This window comes from Bacillus gobiensis (assembly GCF_001278705.1).
GTDB classification, from domain to species: domain Bacteria; phylum Bacillota; class Bacilli; order Bacillales; family Bacillaceae; genus Bacillus; species Bacillus gobiensis.
In genome coordinates this window covers 4,368,885-4,387,638 of sequence record NZ_CP012600.1, presented here as the reverse complement: position 1 = coordinate 4,387,638, position 18,754 = coordinate 4,368,885, and the positions used below count along the sequence as shown (strand labels likewise).

The 18,754-nt window shown below is 41.9% G+C and carries 18 protein-coding genes and 1 pseudogene; 2 read left to right on the top strand and 17 right to left on the bottom strand.

Annotation, left to right across the window (positions count from 1 at the left end):
- Positions 1-111: 111 nt before the first annotated feature.
- The 3 genes from AM592_RS25265 to AM592_RS22045 are packed head-to-tail and all read right to left on the bottom strand — an operon-like array spanning position 112 to position 2,142.
- On the bottom strand, positions 112-570 hold the full coding sequence (locus AM592_RS25265) for a hypothetical protein (protein ID WP_312883838.1): 459 nt from the start codon (positions 568-570) through the stop codon (positions 112-114).
- A gap of 17 nt (positions 571-587) precedes the next feature.
- The gene (locus AM592_RS25260; protein WP_312883839.1) at positions 588-1,454 is read right to left on the bottom strand and encodes a relaxase/mobilization nuclease domain-containing protein; all 867 of its coding nucleotides are present in this window, start codon (positions 1,452-1,454) and stop codon (positions 588-590) included.
- A gap of 25 nt (positions 1,455-1,479) precedes the next feature.
- Positions 1,480-2,142: a hypothetical protein gene (locus AM592_RS22045; protein ID WP_053605757.1), complete on the bottom strand. Its 663-nt coding sequence runs from the start codon at positions 2,140-2,142 to the stop codon at positions 1,480-1,482.
- Between AM592_RS22045 and AM592_RS22040 the strand changes: the two are divergent.
- Positions 2,137-2,667: pseudogene (locus tag AM592_RS22040) on the top strand (oxidoreductase); the annotation flags it as partial. The gene AM592_RS22045 and the pseudogene AM592_RS22040 sit on opposite strands and share 6 nt — an antisense overlap.
- A 398-nt stretch (positions 2,668-3,065) precedes the next feature.
- Here AM592_RS22040 and AM592_RS22035 read toward each other — a convergent pair.
- Positions 3,066-3,380 carry a YerC/YecD family TrpR-related protein gene (locus AM592_RS22035; protein WP_053605756.1) on the bottom strand — a complete coding sequence of 105 codons (315 nt, stop codon included), beginning with the start codon at positions 3,378-3,380 and terminating at the stop codon, positions 3,066-3,068.
- 210 nt (positions 3,381-3,590) lie between these two features.
- Positions 3,591-5,333, bottom strand: coding sequence for an adenine deaminase C-terminal domain-containing protein (locus AM592_RS22030; protein ID WP_053605755.1), 1,743 nt, complete (start codon positions 5,331-5,333; stop codon positions 3,591-3,593).
- 108 nt (positions 5,334-5,441) lie between these two features.
- On the opposite strand from AM592_RS22030, the gene AM592_RS22025 reads away from it, so the two are divergent.
- Positions 5,442-5,699, top strand: coding sequence for a YgaP family membrane protein (locus AM592_RS22025; RefSeq protein ID WP_053605754.1), 258 nt, complete (start codon positions 5,442-5,444; stop codon positions 5,697-5,699).
- 195 nt (positions 5,700-5,894) lie between these two features.
- Here the strand turns inward: AM592_RS22025 and purD are convergent, their stop codons facing one another.
- From purD to purE, 12 genes are all read right to left on the bottom strand, one after another.
- Positions 5,895-7,163, bottom strand: coding sequence for a phosphoribosylamine--glycine ligase (gene purD / locus AM592_RS22020; RefSeq protein WP_053605753.1), 1,269 nt, complete (start codon positions 7,161-7,163; stop codon positions 5,895-5,897).
- A 14-nt stretch (positions 7,164-7,177) separates the two neighbouring features.
- Positions 7,178-8,716 (bottom strand): bifunctional phosphoribosylaminoimidazolecarboxamide formyltransferase/IMP cyclohydrolase, encoded by a 1,539-nt coding sequence (gene purH / locus AM592_RS22015; RefSeq protein ID WP_053605752.1) that lies wholly within the window; start codon positions 8,714-8,716, stop codon positions 7,178-7,180.
- Between the two features lie 16 nt (positions 8,717-8,732).
- Positions 8,733-9,302 carry a phosphoribosylglycinamide formyltransferase gene (gene purN, locus AM592_RS22010; RefSeq protein ID WP_053605751.1) on the bottom strand — a complete coding sequence of 190 codons (570 nt, stop codon included), beginning with the start codon at positions 9,300-9,302 and terminating at the stop codon, positions 8,733-8,735.
- On the bottom strand, positions 9,299-10,339 hold the full coding sequence (gene purM / locus AM592_RS22005; protein WP_053605750.1) for a phosphoribosylformylglycinamidine cyclo-ligase: 1,041 nt from the start codon (positions 10,337-10,339) through the stop codon (positions 9,299-9,301). Before purM ends, purN begins: the two co-directional genes overlap by 4 nt.
- Positions 10,340-10,368: 29 nt before the next feature.
- A complete protein-coding gene (gene purF, locus AM592_RS22000; RefSeq protein ID WP_053605749.1) occupies positions 10,369-11,796 on the bottom strand; it encodes an amidophosphoribosyltransferase in 1,428 nt (475 codons plus the stop codon).
- Positions 11,772-14,003: a phosphoribosylformylglycinamidine synthase subunit PurL gene (gene purL / locus AM592_RS21995; protein WP_053605748.1), complete on the bottom strand. Its 2,232-nt coding sequence runs from the start codon at positions 14,001-14,003 to the stop codon at positions 11,772-11,774. Before purL ends, purF begins: the two co-directional genes overlap by 25 nt.
- Complete coding sequence (purQ, locus tag AM592_RS21990; protein WP_053605747.1) at positions 13,987-14,670, bottom strand: phosphoribosylformylglycinamidine synthase subunit PurQ; 684 nt, start codon at positions 14,668-14,670, stop codon at positions 13,987-13,989. The genes purL and purQ overlap by 17 nt, the downstream gene beginning before the upstream one ends.
- On the bottom strand, positions 14,667-14,921 hold the full coding sequence (gene purS / locus AM592_RS21985) for a phosphoribosylformylglycinamidine synthase subunit PurS (protein ID WP_053605746.1): 255 nt from the start codon (positions 14,919-14,921) through the stop codon (positions 14,667-14,669). The genes purQ and purS overlap by 4 nt, the downstream gene beginning before the upstream one ends.
- Position 14,922: 1 nt before the next feature.
- Positions 14,923-15,639, bottom strand: a complete 717-nt coding sequence (purC, locus tag AM592_RS21980) for a phosphoribosylaminoimidazolesuccinocarboxamide synthase (protein ID WP_053605745.1) — start codon at positions 15,637-15,639, stop codon at positions 14,923-14,925.
- Between the two features lie 78 nt (positions 15,640-15,717).
- Positions 15,718-17,013, bottom strand: coding sequence for an adenylosuccinate lyase (gene purB / locus AM592_RS21975; protein WP_053605744.1), 1,296 nt, complete (start codon positions 17,011-17,013; stop codon positions 15,718-15,720).
- Positions 17,010-18,161 carry a 5-(carboxyamino)imidazole ribonucleotide synthase gene (purK, locus tag AM592_RS21970; RefSeq protein ID WP_225970298.1) on the bottom strand — a complete coding sequence of 384 codons (1,152 nt, stop codon included), beginning with the start codon at positions 18,159-18,161 and terminating at the stop codon, positions 17,010-17,012. Before purK ends, purB begins: the two co-directional genes overlap by 4 nt.
- Positions 18,145-18,633, bottom strand: a complete 489-nt coding sequence (gene purE / locus AM592_RS21965; protein WP_053605742.1) for a 5-(carboxyamino)imidazole ribonucleotide mutase — start codon at positions 18,631-18,633, stop codon at positions 18,145-18,147. Before purE ends, purK begins: the two co-directional genes overlap by 17 nt.
- Positions 18,634-18,754: the final 121 nt, after the last annotated feature.

Sequence of the window (18,754 nt, the reverse complement as noted above, 5' to 3'; positions counted from 1 at the left end):
CAAGTGTATATGACCTTAACTTTTCTGTCCAACTAAGTGTAACCTATCCACTACTACTAACTAGCCCTTATAGTAAGAAATATAACATAGATGCCCCTTTTCCTTTGAAATTCACCTCTCGATATCCTGTTTTTTCTGCTGTTGTCTCTTTTTAACTTGCTCTTGATGCTGCATTTCCCTTTGAATTTCTCTTTGCTTTTCTGCATTTTTCCCGAGATTCCCGTAAAATATATTGCGATCCTGTTTAAGCATAGACACTTTAGCATAAAGGCTGGATTCATCAGTAATACTGTATTGTTTTTTTAGATAACTCATATTCCGTTTTGCAATATCATATTGCTTAAATTTTGAATAATTTTCTTGTTTAAATTGAGTTTTATCTTCGGACTTTTTATAAGCCTGTATTAATGAATAGCTGTTTTTATAAACAGCAAAACAATCTTTCATTTTATCCAGTTTATATATTTCATCATCAAATAAAGTAAGCTGTTTTTTAAAGTTTTCGATTAAATGATCTTTCTTTAATTCAAGCTCATTAAGTTCTTCCAGTGTGATATTTTTCTTATACAATTGGCTGCTGATCTCATTTAAATAGTCGATATTTTTTTCGTGGCCCACCTGTTCAAACCTCTATTATTTATGAATTTTGCTTGTGATTTGTCGATCCATTGTTTATCAATTACCGACTGCTTAATAGGACCATATTCTTTATTCTCAATCCTATATTTGATTGAGGATTCCAAGTAGTTGATTCCTAATGTTTTTGTTCGCATAAATTTATTTGATTTTGGATTTTTGAAAGATAAATATTTTCCTTGTTTGCTTTCATATCCTTGCTGATCCATCAGGTTCAAAAAATTTTCAAATGAATTAGCTTTTTGAATAGTATTGTCAATAATTCCTTCTAATGTTCCTTTAAATGACTTCTTTTTAGCCCTTGAAACATACTCATTAAATGCTAAATATTTATCCTTTTTCTTTCCTTTATTTTCAATAATGAATAAGCCATGTTCTTTAGATACTCTGTCATTTTCCCTTCTTAAATCATACAGTGAATGTTGCCTGCTGCTATCAAACATTTTTAAGTCCTGAAAGTTAATCGAGTTGAAAATAATATGGTTATGAAGGTTATCTGTTTCGGTATGAGTGATAACGGTATATTGGTGTTTGCCTTTGAAGTAATTCTCTGCTAATTCAACTCCATATTGATGTGCTTGTTCAGGTGTCAAATTATCATCACCATCAAAAGATTGGATAATCATTCTTGCTGATAATTTTTTATTGCTATTATTCTTTTCATTGTAATCAAGCAAAGTAAGTTTAAAATCCCTTTCGATTGTTTCAACATCACATTCATAAGAGGTTACCAATTCTTCATTCGTTTTGTGTTCCTGAAGGCTGTAATTAACTACGGCTTTCAGGTCTTTTACTGGTTGAATCTTGACAATGGACATTCGGATACCTCCAAAAAGAATCTGCTTAATAAACCTCGTATTTATCTAATATTTCTTTAAATGAAAACCAATCATCATCATCAAAAATATTATCTAATTTTGCAAGTTTCATTTTTAATTTTTGAGTATATATAAATATCTCATTTGCAAACTCAATAAGCTTTTCATTATCCAGTGAGAAAATTGTATCTCCATATAAATACTCCCAAACATAATCCTCAATTTCCTTGTCTTGTTGTGGTGACTTCTCGAGTGCTTGAACAACATAAATAAAGTCATCTTTTATCTGTTCATATATTTCCTCTAAAACAATCTTTTTGGGTACTTCTAATTGTTTTTGTTGTAATGCTTTTATTAAATTTTCCTTGTCATTTAAATTTAAATTTTCACTGTTGAAATTCTTCTTCAAGTTGAGAAGCCTGTCATATTCTTTATTCATTAGATTTATGATGATTTTTTGATTTGTTTTTAAAAAATCAATGTCACTATCTGAATAAAATCCGTCTGTATTTATCCTGCGGATTAAGCTGTTAATATTTTTTCCAATGTAATTTATTTCTCTTGCTAAATTTTTATAAACGCTCATATCAACATTTAATTTAAAATGGCTTTTTGCACTTTCTAAAAGGAAAGCAGAAACATAATTATATCCAAGTTGTTTTGCTTTGTTTTGTATAAATTCTCCCATGGTTACCTAATCCATCAATTCCACTCCCCACTTACAAATAATAGGGAGGACGAATATGGACAGGATCTAACCAAGTTTGGCCGGGAAATCATTCAAGCAGCTAAAGCGGAAATACCTATCGATATGCCTCTAATGATGCGTATCTCTGCAAAGGAATATGTAGAAGGTGACTATGGAATAAACGAAAGTATTGCATTCTCTCGAGTTTATCAGGAAGCTGGAGTGGATATATTTGATATTTCTTCTGGTGGAGAAGGTCAAATCGCAGCTTGGGGAAGACCAGGAACACATGCAGCTTATCAAGTGCCGTTAGCTAGACAGATCAAAGAAGCGCTTTAGGTTCCGGTGATAGCTGTCGGCAGACTGGATGATCCAAAGTTAGCAAATGCAATTATCGGGAACGAAGAAGCAGATCTGGTTGCTGTCGGAAGAGGTATGCTGAGAAATCCTTATTGGACATTGGAAGCTGCTAAGCAATTGAAAAAAGAAACAAAAGTTCCGACACAATATTCTACAGGATTTTAAAAAATTGACAGGGTTTAACGAAGGGTCTCATATATCAAAGATAAAGTGATCATCATTACGGTAGATTCAGTGGCATCAGATATCTTTCTTGCTAAAAGAGGTGCAAAAGTTGTTTTGGCAGCAAGAAGTGATTGATTCAAGGGGGCTGTCCAATAAGTCGCTTTTTCGACTTTTGGAAGCCCTTTTTCATATTCGAGAATGTTGGTATATCAACATTCTTGAATTTTAAATTTTATCGGATTCCCCTTTCGGACAGTCCGTTAGATCAATAATTGTTATGGTTTAAAATCTATACTTTTAAAAAATTCAACCGAGAATATCTTGATTTACCAAGCAACCTGGCTGCGGTTCAGGGTGAAAAAAATAAACCACCTGCAATCTTGCAAGTGGTTTGACGGTTATGTGGCTTTCGATTCGGAATCCTGTTCCTTTATGCGATCAAGTGCCATCTCATAAGCATCATTTCCGTAGTTTAAGCAACGTTTCACTCTTGAGATCGTTGCTGTACTGGCACCGGTTTCAGTTTCGATTTTGTGATAAGTATATCCTTCTCTGAGCATTCTTGCTACTTCCAGACGCTGAGAAAGAGATTGAATTTCGTTTACAGTGCACAGATCATCAAAGAAACGATAGCATTCCTCTAGATCTTTTAAAGATAGTATGGATTGAAACAATTGATCGAGCTCTTTGCCGCGTAATTTATCGATTTGCATCGCTATACACCTACTCCTTTACCTGATGAAAGTTCGATTAGATTAGGCACACTCGAGATATGTGGTTTATCTAATGCAGTTAAGCCGTTCATTTCAAAAATGTCTCATATAATCGTACATATAACTTTTACCATTTGTAATGTGATTTGTACAATAATCTACATATCTTTGCATTTAGATAATAATGGATTGTTCCTACACTTTTATATTTTAACGCATTATTGACGGAAAGAGTACCGTTTTTTTCATTACATCGAAGATTCCTCTCGGTGTGACACGAATATAAGGCAGATGTGTACTTTGCAAAAACAATAATGTATAGATCGGATCAGGAAACTTGTAGCCCCTGTCCTTCAATAGGTCTTTTAGCTTCTGCTCCTGAACAAGCAATATATCATACGGAGCAGAGGATGCAGCGCCTCCCAATTGAAGGGGAATTTCATGGATAACTTTCCCGTTCTCAGCAAGCACTATCCCCCCTCCTATTTCTTTGAGCCGCTCAAAGGAGAGGAGAATATCCTCTTTATTTTTTCCAATGGCAAAGATATCCCCCGTATTGGAGTATGAGCTTGCAAAACCTTGTACATGTGTGGCGAAGCCTTTAATTATTGTATTCACACGCCACTTCCCTCTTTTATCCAGAAGAACGAGATAGCTCTCATCGTGGCTAAAAGAAAGCTGATTTCCTGTATGCTCAAGAGAGAGTGAATATGGCTCCAGAATAACTGAATTTCTCATTTTCACGCCAAGCGGCATCGAAAATTGCAGGTCATCAAGTGTCATTGAATAAGAGAGATTCATAGGCTTAATCCCGCATTTTTCCCATTCCGTTTTCACAAATGCATCCTGATTATGTCCTTCCTTCACAAGAAATTTCCCTTTTGATATTACGTATTCCGGATTCGGGTTCGACGGGTCGGATAGAATATTTAATGTGGCCAATCTTCCTGGAGCTATGACGCCGGTCAGGTGCTCAAGATGAAAATATTTTGCTATGTTAAAGGAAGCCATATTATAAGCATCTATTTGTGGAACTCCTTCATCCAAGGCAATAGAGATTAATCGGTTCATCATACCCTCTTTGTAAAAATTAGGTGTTGACCCGTCAGTCGTGTAAAACAAATGATCATAAGTCCTGAAATTTTTCTCATGAAGCTCGCGAAGTATGCTTCTGAGATCCGGCCGAATGGACGAGTGCCGCAAGCCAACATACAGACCAAGCTCCAAGCGTTTCATGACATCCTCGCCTGTCATTGCTTCATGATCACAATCCACTCCGAAAAGTTTCATTTTTGTTAGCGTTTTCAAAGAAGCTCCTGGAAAATGCCCCTCTATCCGTTTTCCCTGTTTTTTCGTTTCAAGCATGCAATGGAGAATTAAATCGTCTCCATCCAACACTCTTGGCCAGCTGGTCAATTCCCCACCTTGAAGGACATCGGGGTGTTCAATCCATTTTTTTCGATAATCAATTGATAATACCTCATCCTCATTTTGAACCTCGGTTTGTAAATCATATCTCGACCACCAATAATACTGAACAGGCTGACGGCTTAGCTCTTTCAATATAGAAAGCGCTTTCTTTTTTCCGCACTGAAGAAGCAGGAATAGGTTATCATTTACGAATGTCGTCGTTCCAAATCGCGACGCATATTCAGCTAACGATTGGGGATTATATAATTGAAAAGGATGGGCATGAGGCTCGATATATCCAGGGACAATGTATTTATTATCACATTCAATGATATTTTTTGCATCCATATCATTGGGAAGATTCGGTCCAACATACACAATTCTATCCTTATGTATCCAAATGTTTGCTTTCTTCCATGTTCTTAAAAATGGATTTAACACATTTGAATTTTGCAAAAGGAGTGTCGGAAGAATTTTTCCATCTATGATATCTACCTGAGTCCGAATTTGACGATTTTTCCAATAAAAGTTACTCTCGGACATTCGCAAACCCTCCTTACGATTTTTACATAATCCTATCACAAATTAAGCGCTTACGCATTAATGTGATTTCACATTTTTTAATTCTATGATAAGGAGTTGAATATTATTATGAAACCGAACATCAATTTAATAAATGCTTTGTTTAGAATTGCTTGCGGATTGACATTGCTCACGATTGCAGGCGCTAATTTTTCAAAAAAGCCTTGGTGTAAAGGATATGTTATGTACATGTTTATAGGAGCACTGAAAGCAGCTTCCGGAATGCTTCAATTCTGCCCTGTCACTTATGTTTGTCAAATGACGGCAAATGAAGGATCTAATGATAATGATAAGGAATCAGAGTCGGCCACCTTTAATCCTTCATAATGGATGGTGATGATTGGACTAAAATTGTGCATTTGGATGTGGGGATGAGGGAAATGCGCATTTATCCCGTGGATCATGTAATTCCAGCTGAGATCCGTGTGCAATTACCTAGTCTCTTACTGTAAAAAAACAATCGACTTCTTTCTCCATAGTTCAAAAACACCTCCACAGCAGATAAACTGTGGAGGTGTTTCGTTACTTATTTTTTGCTTTTATAGCGCGGGTGCCGATATCTTTTCGATAAAACAGCCCCGGACAAATTAGCTCGTCAATGGCTTCGTATGCAGTTTCCCTTGCTTCTTCAAAGGTTTCAGAAAGGGCAGTCACGTTTGCCACCCTTCCCCCGTTTGTTACAAATTGGCCATCTTTATGTTTCGTTCCTGCGTGATAGACGATTACTCGCTCCTGCGTCGTAACTAAATCACCGATCGGAGTCCCGTTTTGATAGGTTCCCGGGTACCCTTCAGAGGCAAGCACGACGCTGACAGCCGCGTTATTTTTCCATTTTAAATCAACTTCACGGTCATTTAGCAAATCAAGGATAACCTGAATAAGATCAGACTCCATTCTCGGCAGAACAACCTGAGTTTCCGGATCTCCGAATCTGGCATTAAATTCGATGACCTTTACTCCATTTTTCGTCAGCATCAGTCCGGCATAAAGCACGCCTGTGAATGAACGGTTTTCTTTGACCATTGCTTTAGCACAGGGATTCAAAACAGTCTCAACTGCAAGACTGACAATGTCTTCAGAAATTTGCGGTACCGGGGAATAAGCGCCCATTCCGCCGGTATTCGCCCCTAAATCATTTTCAAATGCTCGTTTATGGTCTTGGGCAATCACCATAGGATAGACTTTTTCTCCTTTGACAAAGCCCATCAGCGAAAATTCTTCTCCTTCAAGGTATTCCTCGATAACTACAGATGCACTCGCTTCACCAAAGCGGTTGTCCTCAAGAAAATCATAAAGACAGCTGACCGCTTCTTCTAGCGTCATTGCTACAGTAACACCTTTTCCAGCGGCAAGTCCGTCTGCTTTGATCACAATCGGAGCGCCCTTTTCCTCGACGTAGCTCTTTGCCTGTTCAAAGGAAGTAAAGGTTTCATATTCCGCTGTCGGGATCTTGTACATTTTCATCAGATCCTTGGCAAATTGCTTGCTTCCTTCAATGATTGCTGCTTGTTTTGAAGGGCCAAATACAGGAAGGTTTTCTTTTTCAAACTCATCCACAAGGCCTTCGATCAAAGGTACCTCTGGCCCTACGATTGTTAATCCCACATTGTTTTTCTTTGCAAATTCTATCAGGCCTGCGTGATCACTTTCTTCAAGATCCACCAAGGCAGCGACGTCCTTCATGCCATCATTTCCCGGAGCGGCAAAAACCTGTTCCACTATGCTGCTCTCTTTCGCTTTCCAAGCAATGGCATGCTCTCTTCCGCCTTTACCGATAATTAGTACATTCACTTAAGCTCACCTCATTAATGTTTAAAGTGGCGTACGCCTGTAAAGACCATGGCAATGCCATATTCGTCTGCTTTTTTGATTGATTCCTCATCGCGGATCGAACCGCCTGGCTGAATAATGGCTGTAACGCCGGCTTTTGCAGCTTCTTCGACTGTGTCTGGCATTGGAAAGAACGCATCGGACCCAAGCGCACTGCCAGTTGCTTTCTCACCGGCCTGCTCTATGGCAATCTTTGCTGAACCGACACGATTCATTTGTCCTGCGCCAACGCCTACTGTCATATTATCCTTTGCAAGAACGATCGCATTGGATTTCACATGTTTAACAATATTCCAGGCAAGCTTTAAGTCTTCCCATTCCTGTTCTGTAGGTTCTCTTTTCGTTGGAATCGAAATTTTCGCATCATCGAGCTTTAAAGTATCTGTATCTTGAACAAGAAGCCCTCCTTGCACGGAAGTGAGCTGCTTCTCCTTTGATTCAGGAGCATCGACATCAACGGTCAACAAGCGAATATTCTTTTTGCTTGTTAAAATCTGAAGGGCGTCACTTGCAAACGATGGAGCAATAACGATTTCCAGAAAAATTTCATGGAGCATTTCAGCTGTTTCTTTCGTAACCTCTCGATTCAGTGCTACGATTCCTCCAAAGATCGAGGTTGGATCTGCTTCATATGCTTTTGTATATGCTTCTTTAATCGTTGCTCCAGTCCCTGCACCGCATGGGTTCATATGCTTTACGGCAACTGCTGCCGGCCCCGTGAATTCACGAAGGATTTGCAGGGCAGCATCAGCGTCCTTAATATTATTGTAAGATAACTCTTTACCATGAAGCTGCTTCGCCTTAGAGATAGAACCTGCGCTCGGGAATGCGCTTTGGTAAAAGGCAGCTTCCTGATGAGGATTTTCTCCATAGCGGAGGGACTGCTTTTTCTCATAAGTGACCGTATACTGCTCAGGTTCAGTCTCACCGACATAAGCTGTAAGGTAGTCAGCAATCAAAGCGTCATAAGCAGCGGTGTGGCGGAAAACCTTTGCTGCAAGCTCACGGTTTTTCTCAGCTGTCACAGCACCAGTTTCCTTGATTTGCTGAAGGACGGACTCATAATCAGCCGGATCGACAAGAACAGTCACATCCTGATGGTTCTTCGCTGAGGCGCGAAGCATCCCTGGACCGCCGATATCTATATTTTCGATCGCTTCTGCAAACGTCACATCTTGTTTAGAAATAGTTTCTTTAAACGGATACAGATTCACAACAACTAGATCAATCGGCGTAATGCCATGCTCATTCAGCTGAGCCATATGTTTTTCGTTGTCTCTAACAGCAAGCAGACCGCCATGGATATTTGGATGAAGCGTTTTGAGCCTGCCATCCATAATTTCCGGAAAACCGGTAACATCTGAAATACCGATTGTTTCAACCCCGTTTTCCTGCAGGAGCTTATTCGTTCCTCCTGTGGAAATGACTTCAATGCCAAGTGCCGTTAATTCTTTCACAAAAGGCACAAGGTCTTTTTTATTAGAAACGCTAATAAGTGCTCGTTTTACCGTCATGTCTTGTCACCTCAGGTCAATTTTGTTGAAGAAGCTTTTTTATGACTTCCGGGTATAATTCGTGCTCGAGTTTATGCATTTTGTTCTCCAGCTGTTCTCTCGTTTCGCCTTCTTGAATAGGCAGAGCTCTTTGGGCAATAATCGGTCCTGTATCCATTCCCTCATCTACATAATGAACGGTAATTCCCGTCACTTTTACCCCTTGTGTTAATGCTTGTCCGATGGCATCCTTTCCCGGAAAGGCAGGAAGCAAGGAAGGATGAATATTCACAATTCTTTGCGGATAAGCGCGCAGCAAGGTGCTTCCTATCAATCTCATGTATCCTGCAAGGATAATCCACTCTACTTGCCGAAGCTTTAACTGCTCCAAAATGGCCGTTTCAAATTCCTCTTTGCCAGCAAAGGATTTGGGCTGAAACGCGTAGGTCGGCACACCCGCTTTTTCAGCCTTTTCTAATACCTTTGCATTTGGTTTATCAGAAACAACAAGAGCAATTTCGGCATCCCAATTTTCAAGTGACAATCGATTGCATATTGCTTCAAAATTTGAGCCTGTTCCTGAAGCAAATACAGCTATTTTTTTCATAAAGAATTGACTCCGCTAATCGTAACCCCGCTGCCTGCTTGAACACGGCCGATTACATATGCTTTTTCGCCATTTGACTCAAGAAGCTGAATCATCTCTGCCAAATCCTTCTCTTTAATCGCGAGAACAAAACCGATTCCCATATTAAAGACGTTAAACATTTCTTCCTCGCTCATGTTTCCCTTTTCCTGCAGAAAAGGAAAAATAGGAGGAACAGGCCATGAGCCGTTATCAATTTCAATTCCCAGACCTTCAGGCAGCATCCTCGGGAGGTTTTCAATAAATCCTCCTCCGGTTACGTGGGCCATTCCGTCGATCTTGCCAGTGTTCAAAGCCTCAAGTACCGGTTTTACATAAATTTTCGTAGGCTCAAGAAGCTCTTCGCCAAGCGGACGATTAAACGGAGAATAGCTTTTATTCAAATCCAATCCTGCTTCTTCTAACAGAACTTTACGAACAAGGGAAAAGCCATTGCTATGGAGTCCGCTAGAGCTCAGACCGATTAAAAGATGGCCGGCTTCTATTTTTTTACCCGTAACGATTTCGTCTTTTTCAGCCACACCAACTGAAAAACCAGCGATATCGTATTCCTCTTCTGAGTACAGCCCCGGCATTTCGGCCGTTTCGCCGCCGACAAGAGCTGACCCTGATTGTTCACATCCGTCGGCTACACCTTTGACGATGGCTTCTATTTTTGCCGGATCTGCTTTACCGACTGCAAGATAATCCAGGAAGAATAAAGGCTCCGCTCCTTGAGCAAGCACGTCATTGACACACATAGCTACGGCATCAATTCCGATCGTATCGTGTTTGTCCATTTGGAACGCAAGCTTCAGCTTCGTTCCTACTCCATCAGTGCCGGAAATAAGAACTGGTTTCTTATAGGACAGCTCAGATAAATCAAACATGCCCCCGAAGCCTCCGAGTGCACCCATTACTCCTGCACGCTTCGTACGCTCGACATGCTTTTTCATGCGTGTGACGGCTTCATATCCTGCTTCAATATCCACACCTGCATTTTTATATGCTTCAGACATCAGTGTCACTCCCTTAGGTCGATGATCGATTACTTGTTTAATACGGCTTCTTTTACATGCGGAAGAACTGTGTCCTGATAAATTTCAGTAGGGTATTTGCCCGTAAAGCAAGCGAGACAATGGCCACGCCGTTCTCCTTCATATTGTCTTCCGACTCCGTCCAATAGCCCATCCACACTTAAAAAGGATAGCGTATCTGCTCCGATTTCTTTGCGAATCTCTTCAGCAGAATGGGATGATGCAATCAATTCTTCATGAGTTGACGTATCGATCCCGTAAAAGCACGGGTGCGCGATCGGCGGCGAGCTGATTCGTACATGTACTTCCGTTGCCCCGGCTTCCCTGAGCATCGTGACAATTCTCCTGCTCGTTGTGCCGCGGACGATTGAGTCATCTACCATAACGACACGTTTCCCTTCTACAACTCCGCGCACTGCAGAAAGCTTCATACGTACACCTTGCTCTCTTAAAGCCTGTGATGGCTGAATAAACGTCCGTCCGACATAGCGGTTTTTAATCAGGCCAAGCTCATACGGGATTCCGGTTGCTTCGGCAAATCCGATCGCTGCTGAGATGCTTGAATCAGGTACTCCAGTGACAACATCTGCCTCAACAAAAGCTTCTTCAGCCAGTTTTTTCCCAAGATTTTTTCTCGCGCTATGAACATTTATTCCATCAATATTACTGTCCGGTCGCGAAAAATAAATGTATTCCATACTGCAGATTGAACGGTTAATATTCATCGAGAAGCGATCTGATGTCAGCCCTTCATCATTAATAATCAAAAGCTCTCCCGGCTCCACATCACGCAAATAGGTTGCGCCTACCACGTCAAAGGCACACGTTTCAGAAGCAACGACATAAGCATCGCCGAGCATCCCGAGAGAAAGCGGGCGCAATCCGTTTGGATCAAGGGCCACAATCATTTCAGTCTCTGTCATGAGTAAGAAAGCATAAGCCCCTTTAAGCATACTGAGTGCATTCTTTACCTGATCCTTCAATGTAAAATGGCCGCTTCGTTTAATTAGATGGGCAAGGACTTCTGTATCTGATGTCGTCTGAAAAATGCTGCCTTGTCCTTCAAGCTGATGCTTCAAATGTGTCGCGTTGACAAGATTTCCGTTATGGGCTAGCGCAAGGCCTCCGTTTTGGGAACGGAAAAGGAGCGGCTGGACATTTTCATAGCCGCCTCCGCCTGCTGTTGCATAACGGACGTGTCCGATTGCGCCTCTTCCTTTTAGATTATTTAATTCTCCATTGCCAAAAACTTCAGTTACAAGCCCCTGACCTTTATGAAAAGACAGATTATCGCCGTTCGTACAAACAATACCGGCTCCTTCTTGCCCTCTATGCTGAAGGCTGTGCAGCCCGTAATACGTTACTTGTGGAGATTCTTCGTGCCCCCAAATTCCGAATAAGCCGCATTCTTCATTTAATCCCTTGATTTCAGCAAACATGGGATAGCTCCTTTCCACGCTTGTTCTAGCTCATCTACGCTCGCGTGAATCATTTGTTTTCCATCTTTATCTGCAACAGAAAGCACGCCTGACGAAGTAACTTCACCAATCAAATTCGCATCGGGGATGATTTTTTCAAACGAGTCTTTATCTTCTTTTTTCACAGAAACGACAAATCGGGATTGAGTTTCACTGAACAGATTAACAACTGCATCGCCAAAAAGTTTAATTTCCGCGCCTAGACCATCCGTAGACATGATGCTTTCAGCAAGTGCCACCGCAAGGCCGCCTTCAGCAAGATCATGAGCAGATTGGACAACACCGGAACGAATCGCTTTGAGTAGCGAATCCTGGCGTTCTTTTTCAATCTTTAAATCTAATTCTGGAGCTTTGCCGAAAATGCGTCCCTCAGTAAGCTTTTGCAGCTCGCTGCCGGCAAATTCTTCTTTTGCCTCGCCGATGACGTAAACGGCATCGCCCGCTTGCTTAAATGCTTGAGTCGTAATATAATCCGTGTCTTCAATTAATCCAACCATTCCTACAACCGGAGTAGGGTAGATGGCTGTTCCGCTCGTTTCATTATATAGAGAAACGTTACCACCGATGACTGGAGTATTTAGGATGCTGCACGCTTCACTCATTCCGTCAACCGATTTTTCGATTTGCCAGAAGATTTCCGGTTTTTCCGGATTTCCGAAATTTAAGCAATCTGTAATAGCAAGAGGGGTTCCTCCCGAGCAGACGATGTTTCGCGCTGCTTCAGCAACAGCAATGCGACCACCAACCTCTGGGTCTAAATACAAGTATCTGGAGTTGCAATCCGTTGTCATCGCCAGAGCTTTTTTGGTGCCTCTGATTCTTAAAACCGCCGCATCTGAACCGGGCGCAACAACCGTATTGGTTCGAACCATATAGTCATATTGGTCAAATACCCATTCTTTGCTTGCAATGGTTGGCTGCTTTAACAAATCAAGCAAGGTTTGCTTTGCATTAGTTACTTTAGGCACTGGAACAATTGTTTCAAGGAATTCTTGATAATATGCCGGTACTTTCGAAGGCTTATGGTAAACAGGTGCTTCTTCAGCCAAAGCATCGACAGGAAGCTCAGTTACGACTTCTCCTTTATGCAGAAGACGAAGCATTTTATCATCTGTAACATGGCCTACCGATACGGCTTCAAGGTCGTATTTCTTGAAAATATCGACGATTTCTTGTTCACGTCCGCGCTCGATTACTAGCAGCATACGCTCCTGAGATTCAGACAGCATCATTTCATAAGGAGTCATTCCTGTTTCCCGCTGAGGAATCAGATCGAGGTTCATCTCAATACCAGAGCCTGCTTTACTTGCCATCTCTGCGCTTGAGCTTGTTAAGCCTGCTGCACCCATATCTTGAATTCCGACAAGTGCATCGTTCTTGATTACTTCTAAGCAGGCTTCCAAAAGAAGCTTCTCCATAAACGGATCTCCCACTTGGACCGCCGGACGCTTCGAATCTGATTCATCCGTTAACTCTTCAGAAGCAAAGGTGGCGCCGTGGATTCCGTCGCGGCCGGTTTTCGCTCCTACGTACATAACGGTATTGCCAACGCCCTTCGCTTGGCCTTTTTGAATATCATCATGATTGATTAAACCGACACACATGGCGTTGACAAGCGGATTTCCTTCGTAGCAATCTTCAAATTGGATTTCTCCGCCGACTGTCGGAATGCCGATACAGTTTCCATACCCCGCAATTCCTGCCACTACTTCTTCAAACAAGTATTTCACGCGAGGTGAAGTCAGTTCGCCAAATCTAAGCGAATTTAAGATTGCAATCGGGCGGGCTCCCATTGAAAACACATCACGAATAATTCCGCCGACTCCTGTAGCAGCCCCTTGATAAGGCTCAATGGCTGACGGGTGGTTGTGAGATTCGATTTTAAATACGACTGCTTGATTATCGCCGATATCGACAATTCCCGCTCCTTCTCCAGGACCTTGAAGAACCTGAGAGCCTTCTGTCGGGAATTTGCGAAGCACAGGCTTCGAATTTTTATAGCTACAGTGCTCGGACCACATAACTGAAAAAATACCGATTTCTGTGTAATTTGGCAGCCGTCCGATGATAGATTCAATTAACGCGAACTCTTCATCACTGACACCCATTTGCCTATAGAGCTTTTCTTCTTTAATCTGTTGTTTACTTGGTTCAAGCAGTAGTGACATGAGTTTCCCTCCAATTTTTCACGATCGATTGAAACAGCTTCAGACCATCCGCGCTTCCAAGCATGGAATCCACCGCACGCTCGGGATGGGGCATCATCCCCAGAACATTCCCGTTTTCATTCACAATCCCCGCAATATCTTCGAGGCTTCCGTTCGGATTGTCTCCATAAACAAAAGCGATTTGATTGTTTTTCTTTAATGATTCTAACGTCTCTTCGTCACAATAATAATTTCCTTCGCCATGGGCAATCGGAATAGTAATGGACCCGTTTTTTCCGTACATGCTTGTAAACATTGTTTCGTTATTCTCTACGACCAGCTCAACAGGGCGGCAGATGAATTTCAGATCTTTGTTTCTTCTCATGGCACCAGGAAGGAGGCCTAATTCAAGCAGCACTTGAAATCCGTTGCATACACCGAGAATGGGCTTTCCTGCATTTGCAGCTTTTTTCACTGCCTTCATCACATTGGAAAAACGTGCGATGGCACCAGAACGCAAATAGTCGCCGTAGGAAAATCCGCCGGGAAGCAGAATGCCATCATAGCCGTCGAGATCTGTTGAATCATGCCATACGTAGTCTACTTCTTCGCCAAGCTCATCGGCGATGGCATGGTACATATCAATATCACAGTTTGAGCCCGGAAATACTATGACCGCAAATTTCACTGTGCGACAACCTCCTCAACCTCATATGTGTAATCCTCAATGACCGTATTTGCCAAAAGCTTTTCGCACATTTCTTTTACCAATACATCAAGATCTTTATTAGACTTTTCAATGGTCAGTTCCATGTATTTACCGATACGGACTTCTTGAACCTCTTTGTAGGACATGCTGTGCAAAGCGTGCTGCACTGCAGTTCCCTGTGGATCCAATACGCTCTCTCTTAACGTTACAAATACTTTTACTTTATACATATTACTGCCTCCTTAGTCTTTTAAAAATCTCTTCATATGCATCTGTTAGCTGCCCTAAATCTCTTCTGAACACGTCTTTATCCAGCTTTTCATTCGTTTCTGCATCCCATAACCTGCACGTATCGGGAGAAATCTCATCTGCCAAGAGCACTTGGCCGTTATTATCGATACCAAACTCAAGTTTGAAATCTATTAATCTCACATTGCAATCTGCAAAAATTTGAACCAGCTCTTGATTGACCCTTTTCGTAATAGATTTTATTGTGTCTACTTGTTCAGGAGTTGCCGCTTTTAATATCCAAATATGATCTTCTGTAATGAGCGGATCACCAAGAGAATCATCCTTGTAGTAAAACTCAAGTAAAGGCTGCTCCAATGCAATGCCTTCCTCTATCCCGAGTCGCTTTGCCATGCTTCCGGCAGTAACATTCCTAACAACTACTTCTAAAGGAACTATCGTAACTTTTTTGATAAGCTGTTCGGTTTCAGAAACTCTCTCCACGAAGTGGTTTTCAATCCCTTGTTTATCAAGCCACTCGAAAATCAAGCTTGAGATTTCGTTGTTTAATCGTCCTTTTCCAGCAATCGTCGCTTTTTTTTCCCCATTAAAAGCTGTCGCAGAATCCTTGTAAGAAACGAATAGAATATCATCATGATCTGTTTTAAAAATCTGCTTCGCTTTTCCTTCGTATAAAAGTTCCTGTTTCGTTATGTTCAAGAAAAGGCCTCCCTAATAGCGTTTTGGCAAAAATGTTGACAGGACTGCCCAGGAAAAGAGGCTGTCAAACTAGCCTCTTTAAGATAATCCAAGACGTTCAAAGATCAAATCAACGTTCTTCAAGTGATAGTTATAATCGAAGCAATCATCAATCTTCTCAGCAGACAGACGGGAGGTAATTTTCTCCTCCGCTTCAACCAGCTGGCGGAAAGGAACTTGCTTCTCCCATGCTTCCATTGCTTTTGGCTGCACTGTGTCGTATGCTTCTTCACGAGATAGACCAGTATCGATTAAAGCAAGCAGTACGCGCTGGGAATAAATCAATCCAAGTGTCCGATCCATGTTTCGTTTCATATTTTCAGGGAAAACCGTTAAGTTCTTAACGATGTTCGCAAATCGGTTCAGCATATAGTTAAGGGCTATTGTCGCATCCGGCAAAATAATTCTCTCAGCGGATGAGTGGGAAATATCTCTTTCATGCCAAAGCGGAACGTTTTCGTAAGCCGTTATCATATGACCGCGGATTACACGGGCGATTCCAGTCATATTTTCTGAACCGATCGGGTTGCGCTTATGAGGCATAGCCGATGATCCTTTTTGGCCTTTGGCGAAAAATTCTTCTACTTCACGAGTCTCACTTTTTTGCAGCCCGCGAATTTCAACCGCAAATTTTTCGATGCTCGTTGCAACAAGAGCAAGGGTTGACATATAGTCGGCATGACGGTCTCTTTGCAACGTTTGTGTAGAAATAGGTGCTGCTTTCAAGCCCAGCTTTTCACAGACGTAAGCTTCAACAAAAGGGTCAATGTTCGCGTAGGTTCCGACCGCACCAGAAATCTTGCCAAATTCAATTCCGGCTTTTGCCTGCTTAAACCTTTCCAAATTGCGCTTCATTTCTTCGTACCAAAGACCTAGCTTGAGGCCAAATGTTGTCGGTTCAGCGTGGACTCCGTGTGTACGTCCCATCATCACTGTATACTTATGTTCCATAGCTTTTTCTTTTAGTATGTCAATAAATCTCTCAATATCCTTGAGCAATATGTCATTTGCCTGTTTTAATAGATAGGAAAGAGCGGTATCAACTACGTCTGTTGAGGTTAAGCCGTAATGAACCCATTTCTTTTCTTCTCCAAGTGTCTCTGAAACAGCACGGGTAAATGCAACAACATCGTGCCTTGTATCTTGTTCGATCTCAAGGATGCGATCGATATCGAATGAAGCATTCTCGCGCATAACAGTTACATCGTTTTTCGGAATTACCCCGAGCTCCGCCCATGCTTCACAAGCTAATAACTCAACCTCAAGCCACGCTTGAAATCGATTTTGATCTGTCCAAATCGCAGCCATTTCAGGCCTTGAATAACGTTCTATCATCTTTGGTCAACCTCCGCATAGTTCGTCCATTTTGCTGTTAATTCTTTTATCAAGTTTTCATTCGGTTCTCTTACAAATGTGATATGTCCCATTTTTCTTCCCGGCTTCGCTTCATGCTTGCCATAAAGGTAGAGCTTTGCATCCTGCAGCCAGTTCAGGTTTTCTTGAATCAATTCAATTTCTTTGCCTAACATGTTTACCATTACTCCTGATTGCAAGAGTTTCGTTTTCCCAAGAGGAAGGCCGCATACTGCGCGGATATGCTGTTCGAATTGGCTCGTCTCGGTTAAATCGAGTGTATAGTGCCCGGAATTATGAGGCCTTGGCGCCAATTCATTGACATACAGCTTTCCGTCCTTTGTTAAGAACAACTCTACAGCAAGTGTTCCTACAAGCTTTACATGTTCAGCAAGCTGAATCGCAAGCTCCGTTGCCTCTCTCTGAACCTCTTCTGCTGCTCTGGCCGGTACAATAGACTGAAACAGCACGTTGTTTTTATGAATATTTTCTGCCACAGGAAAGGTCGTCATTTCTCCCGTAACCGATCTTGTCACAATGACAGACAGCTCCATTTCAAATGGAATCCAGCTCTCCAATACACACGTTCCATGCTCCAGAAGCTTGGCCGCCTCCGTCAGTTGTTCTTTGCTCCTAAGTACATGCTGTCCTTTGCCGTCGTAACCGCCACGGCACGTTTTTAAAACAGCAGGAAAACCAAGCGCGTTTAATCCGCTTTGCAGATCCTCGATACTATGAATGACCCGATAAGGCGCCACAGTACATCCCGCTTGTTCAATTCCCTTTTTTTCTGTTTCCCTGTTTTGCGTCATTAAGAGCAGCTCACTTCCTTGAGGAAGATAAGCATTTTCTTTTAACCAAACAAGCGAGTCATAGTCGATATTTTCAAATTCATACGTAATGACGTCACTGATTTCAGCTAGCGATTGAATGGCATCGAAATCGCCGTAGCCAGCAGTAATTTCTTGATCAGATACCTGGCCGCACGGAGATCCCGGAGTCGGGTCTAATACCGCTACTTTATACCCCATGTTTTTGGCGGAAATCGCCATATGCTTGCCAAGTTGTCCTCCCCCGATTATGCCGATTGTTGATCCAGGTAAAATCAATTGATTAGACAAGCTGATCACTGCTTTCCATGACTTTTTCTTTTAATAGTTCTCTTCTTTCATCAAGCTTCAGTGCAAGCTCTTCATCGAATGCAGAGAGAATTTGGGCAGCAAGCAAACCGGCATTGGTCGCACCTGCCTTGCCAATCGCAACTGTCGCTACCGGAATTCCCCCCGGCATTTGCACGATAGACAGCAATGAATCCATTCCTTGCAAGGCTTTGGATTGAACCGGTACGCCGATAACAGGAAGAGTCGTTTTTGCTGCGACCATACCAGGTAGATGCGCCGCTCCTCCAGCTCCTGCAATAATTACTTTTAACCCTTTTTTTCTGCCTTGTTCTGCATATTCAAACATTAAATCCGGCGTACGATGTGCAGAAACAACTTTTTTTTCATACGGGATTTGAAGCTCGTCAAGTATGTCACACGCGTGCTTCATCGTTTCCCAATCTGATGCGCTTCCCATGATGACGCCCACTTTAGGCTGCATACCGATTTCACCCTCTATCACTTCTTTATTCCATAAAAAATGCCCGTTTCTGATGCAATTCTATTAGGAAGCAGCACAAAACGAGCATGGTTGGCTATCGCAAGTCTCGTTACCTGTGATA

Excerpts from the sequence above, each read along its gene's own strand:
- AM592_RS25260 (WP_312883839.1), bottom strand. The coding sequence starts at position 1,454 with ATGTCCATTGTCAAGATTCAACCAGTAAAAGACCTGAAAGCCGTAGTT.
- AM592_RS22045 (WP_053605757.1), bottom strand. The coding sequence starts at position 2,142 with ATGGGAGAATTTATACAAAACAAAGCAAAACAACTTGGATATAATTAT.
- AM592_RS22035 (WP_053605756.1), bottom strand. The coding sequence starts at position 3,380 with ATGCAAATCGATAAATTACGCGGCAAAGAGCTCGATCAATTGTTTCAA.
- AM592_RS22030 (WP_053605755.1), bottom strand. The coding sequence starts at position 5,333 with ATGTCCGAGAGTAACTTTTATTGGAAAAATCGTCAAATTCGGACTCAG.
- AM592_RS22025 (WP_053605754.1), top strand. The coding sequence starts at position 5,442 with ATGAAACCGAACATCAATTTAATAAATGCTTTGTTTAGAATTGCTTGC.
- purH (WP_053605752.1), bottom strand. The coding sequence starts at position 8,716 with ATGACGGTAAAACGAGCACTTATTAGCGTTTCTAATAAAAAAGACCTT.
- purN (WP_053605751.1), bottom strand. The coding sequence starts at position 9,302 with ATGAAAAAAATAGCTGTATTTGCTTCAGGAACAGGCTCAAATTTTGAA.
- purM (WP_053605750.1), bottom strand. The coding sequence starts at position 10,339 with ATGTCTGAAGCATATAAAAATGCAGGTGTGGATATTGAAGCAGGATAT.
- purF (WP_053605749.1), bottom strand. The coding sequence starts at position 11,796 with ATGTTTGCTGAAATCAAGGGATTAAATGAAGAATGCGGCTTATTCGGA.
- purL (WP_053605748.1), bottom strand. The coding sequence starts at position 14,003 with ATGTCACTACTGCTTGAACCAAGTAAACAACAGATTAAAGAAGAAAAG.
- purS (WP_053605746.1), bottom strand. The coding sequence starts at position 14,921 with ATGTATAAAGTAAAAGTATTTGTAACGTTAAGAGAGAGCGTATTGGAT.
- purB (WP_053605744.1), bottom strand. The coding sequence starts at position 17,013 with ATGATAGAACGTTATTCAAGGCCTGAAATGGCTGCGATTTGGACAGAT.
- purE (WP_053605742.1), bottom strand. The coding sequence starts at position 18,633 with ATGCAGCCTAAAGTGGGCGTCATCATGGGAAGCGCATCAGATTGGGAA.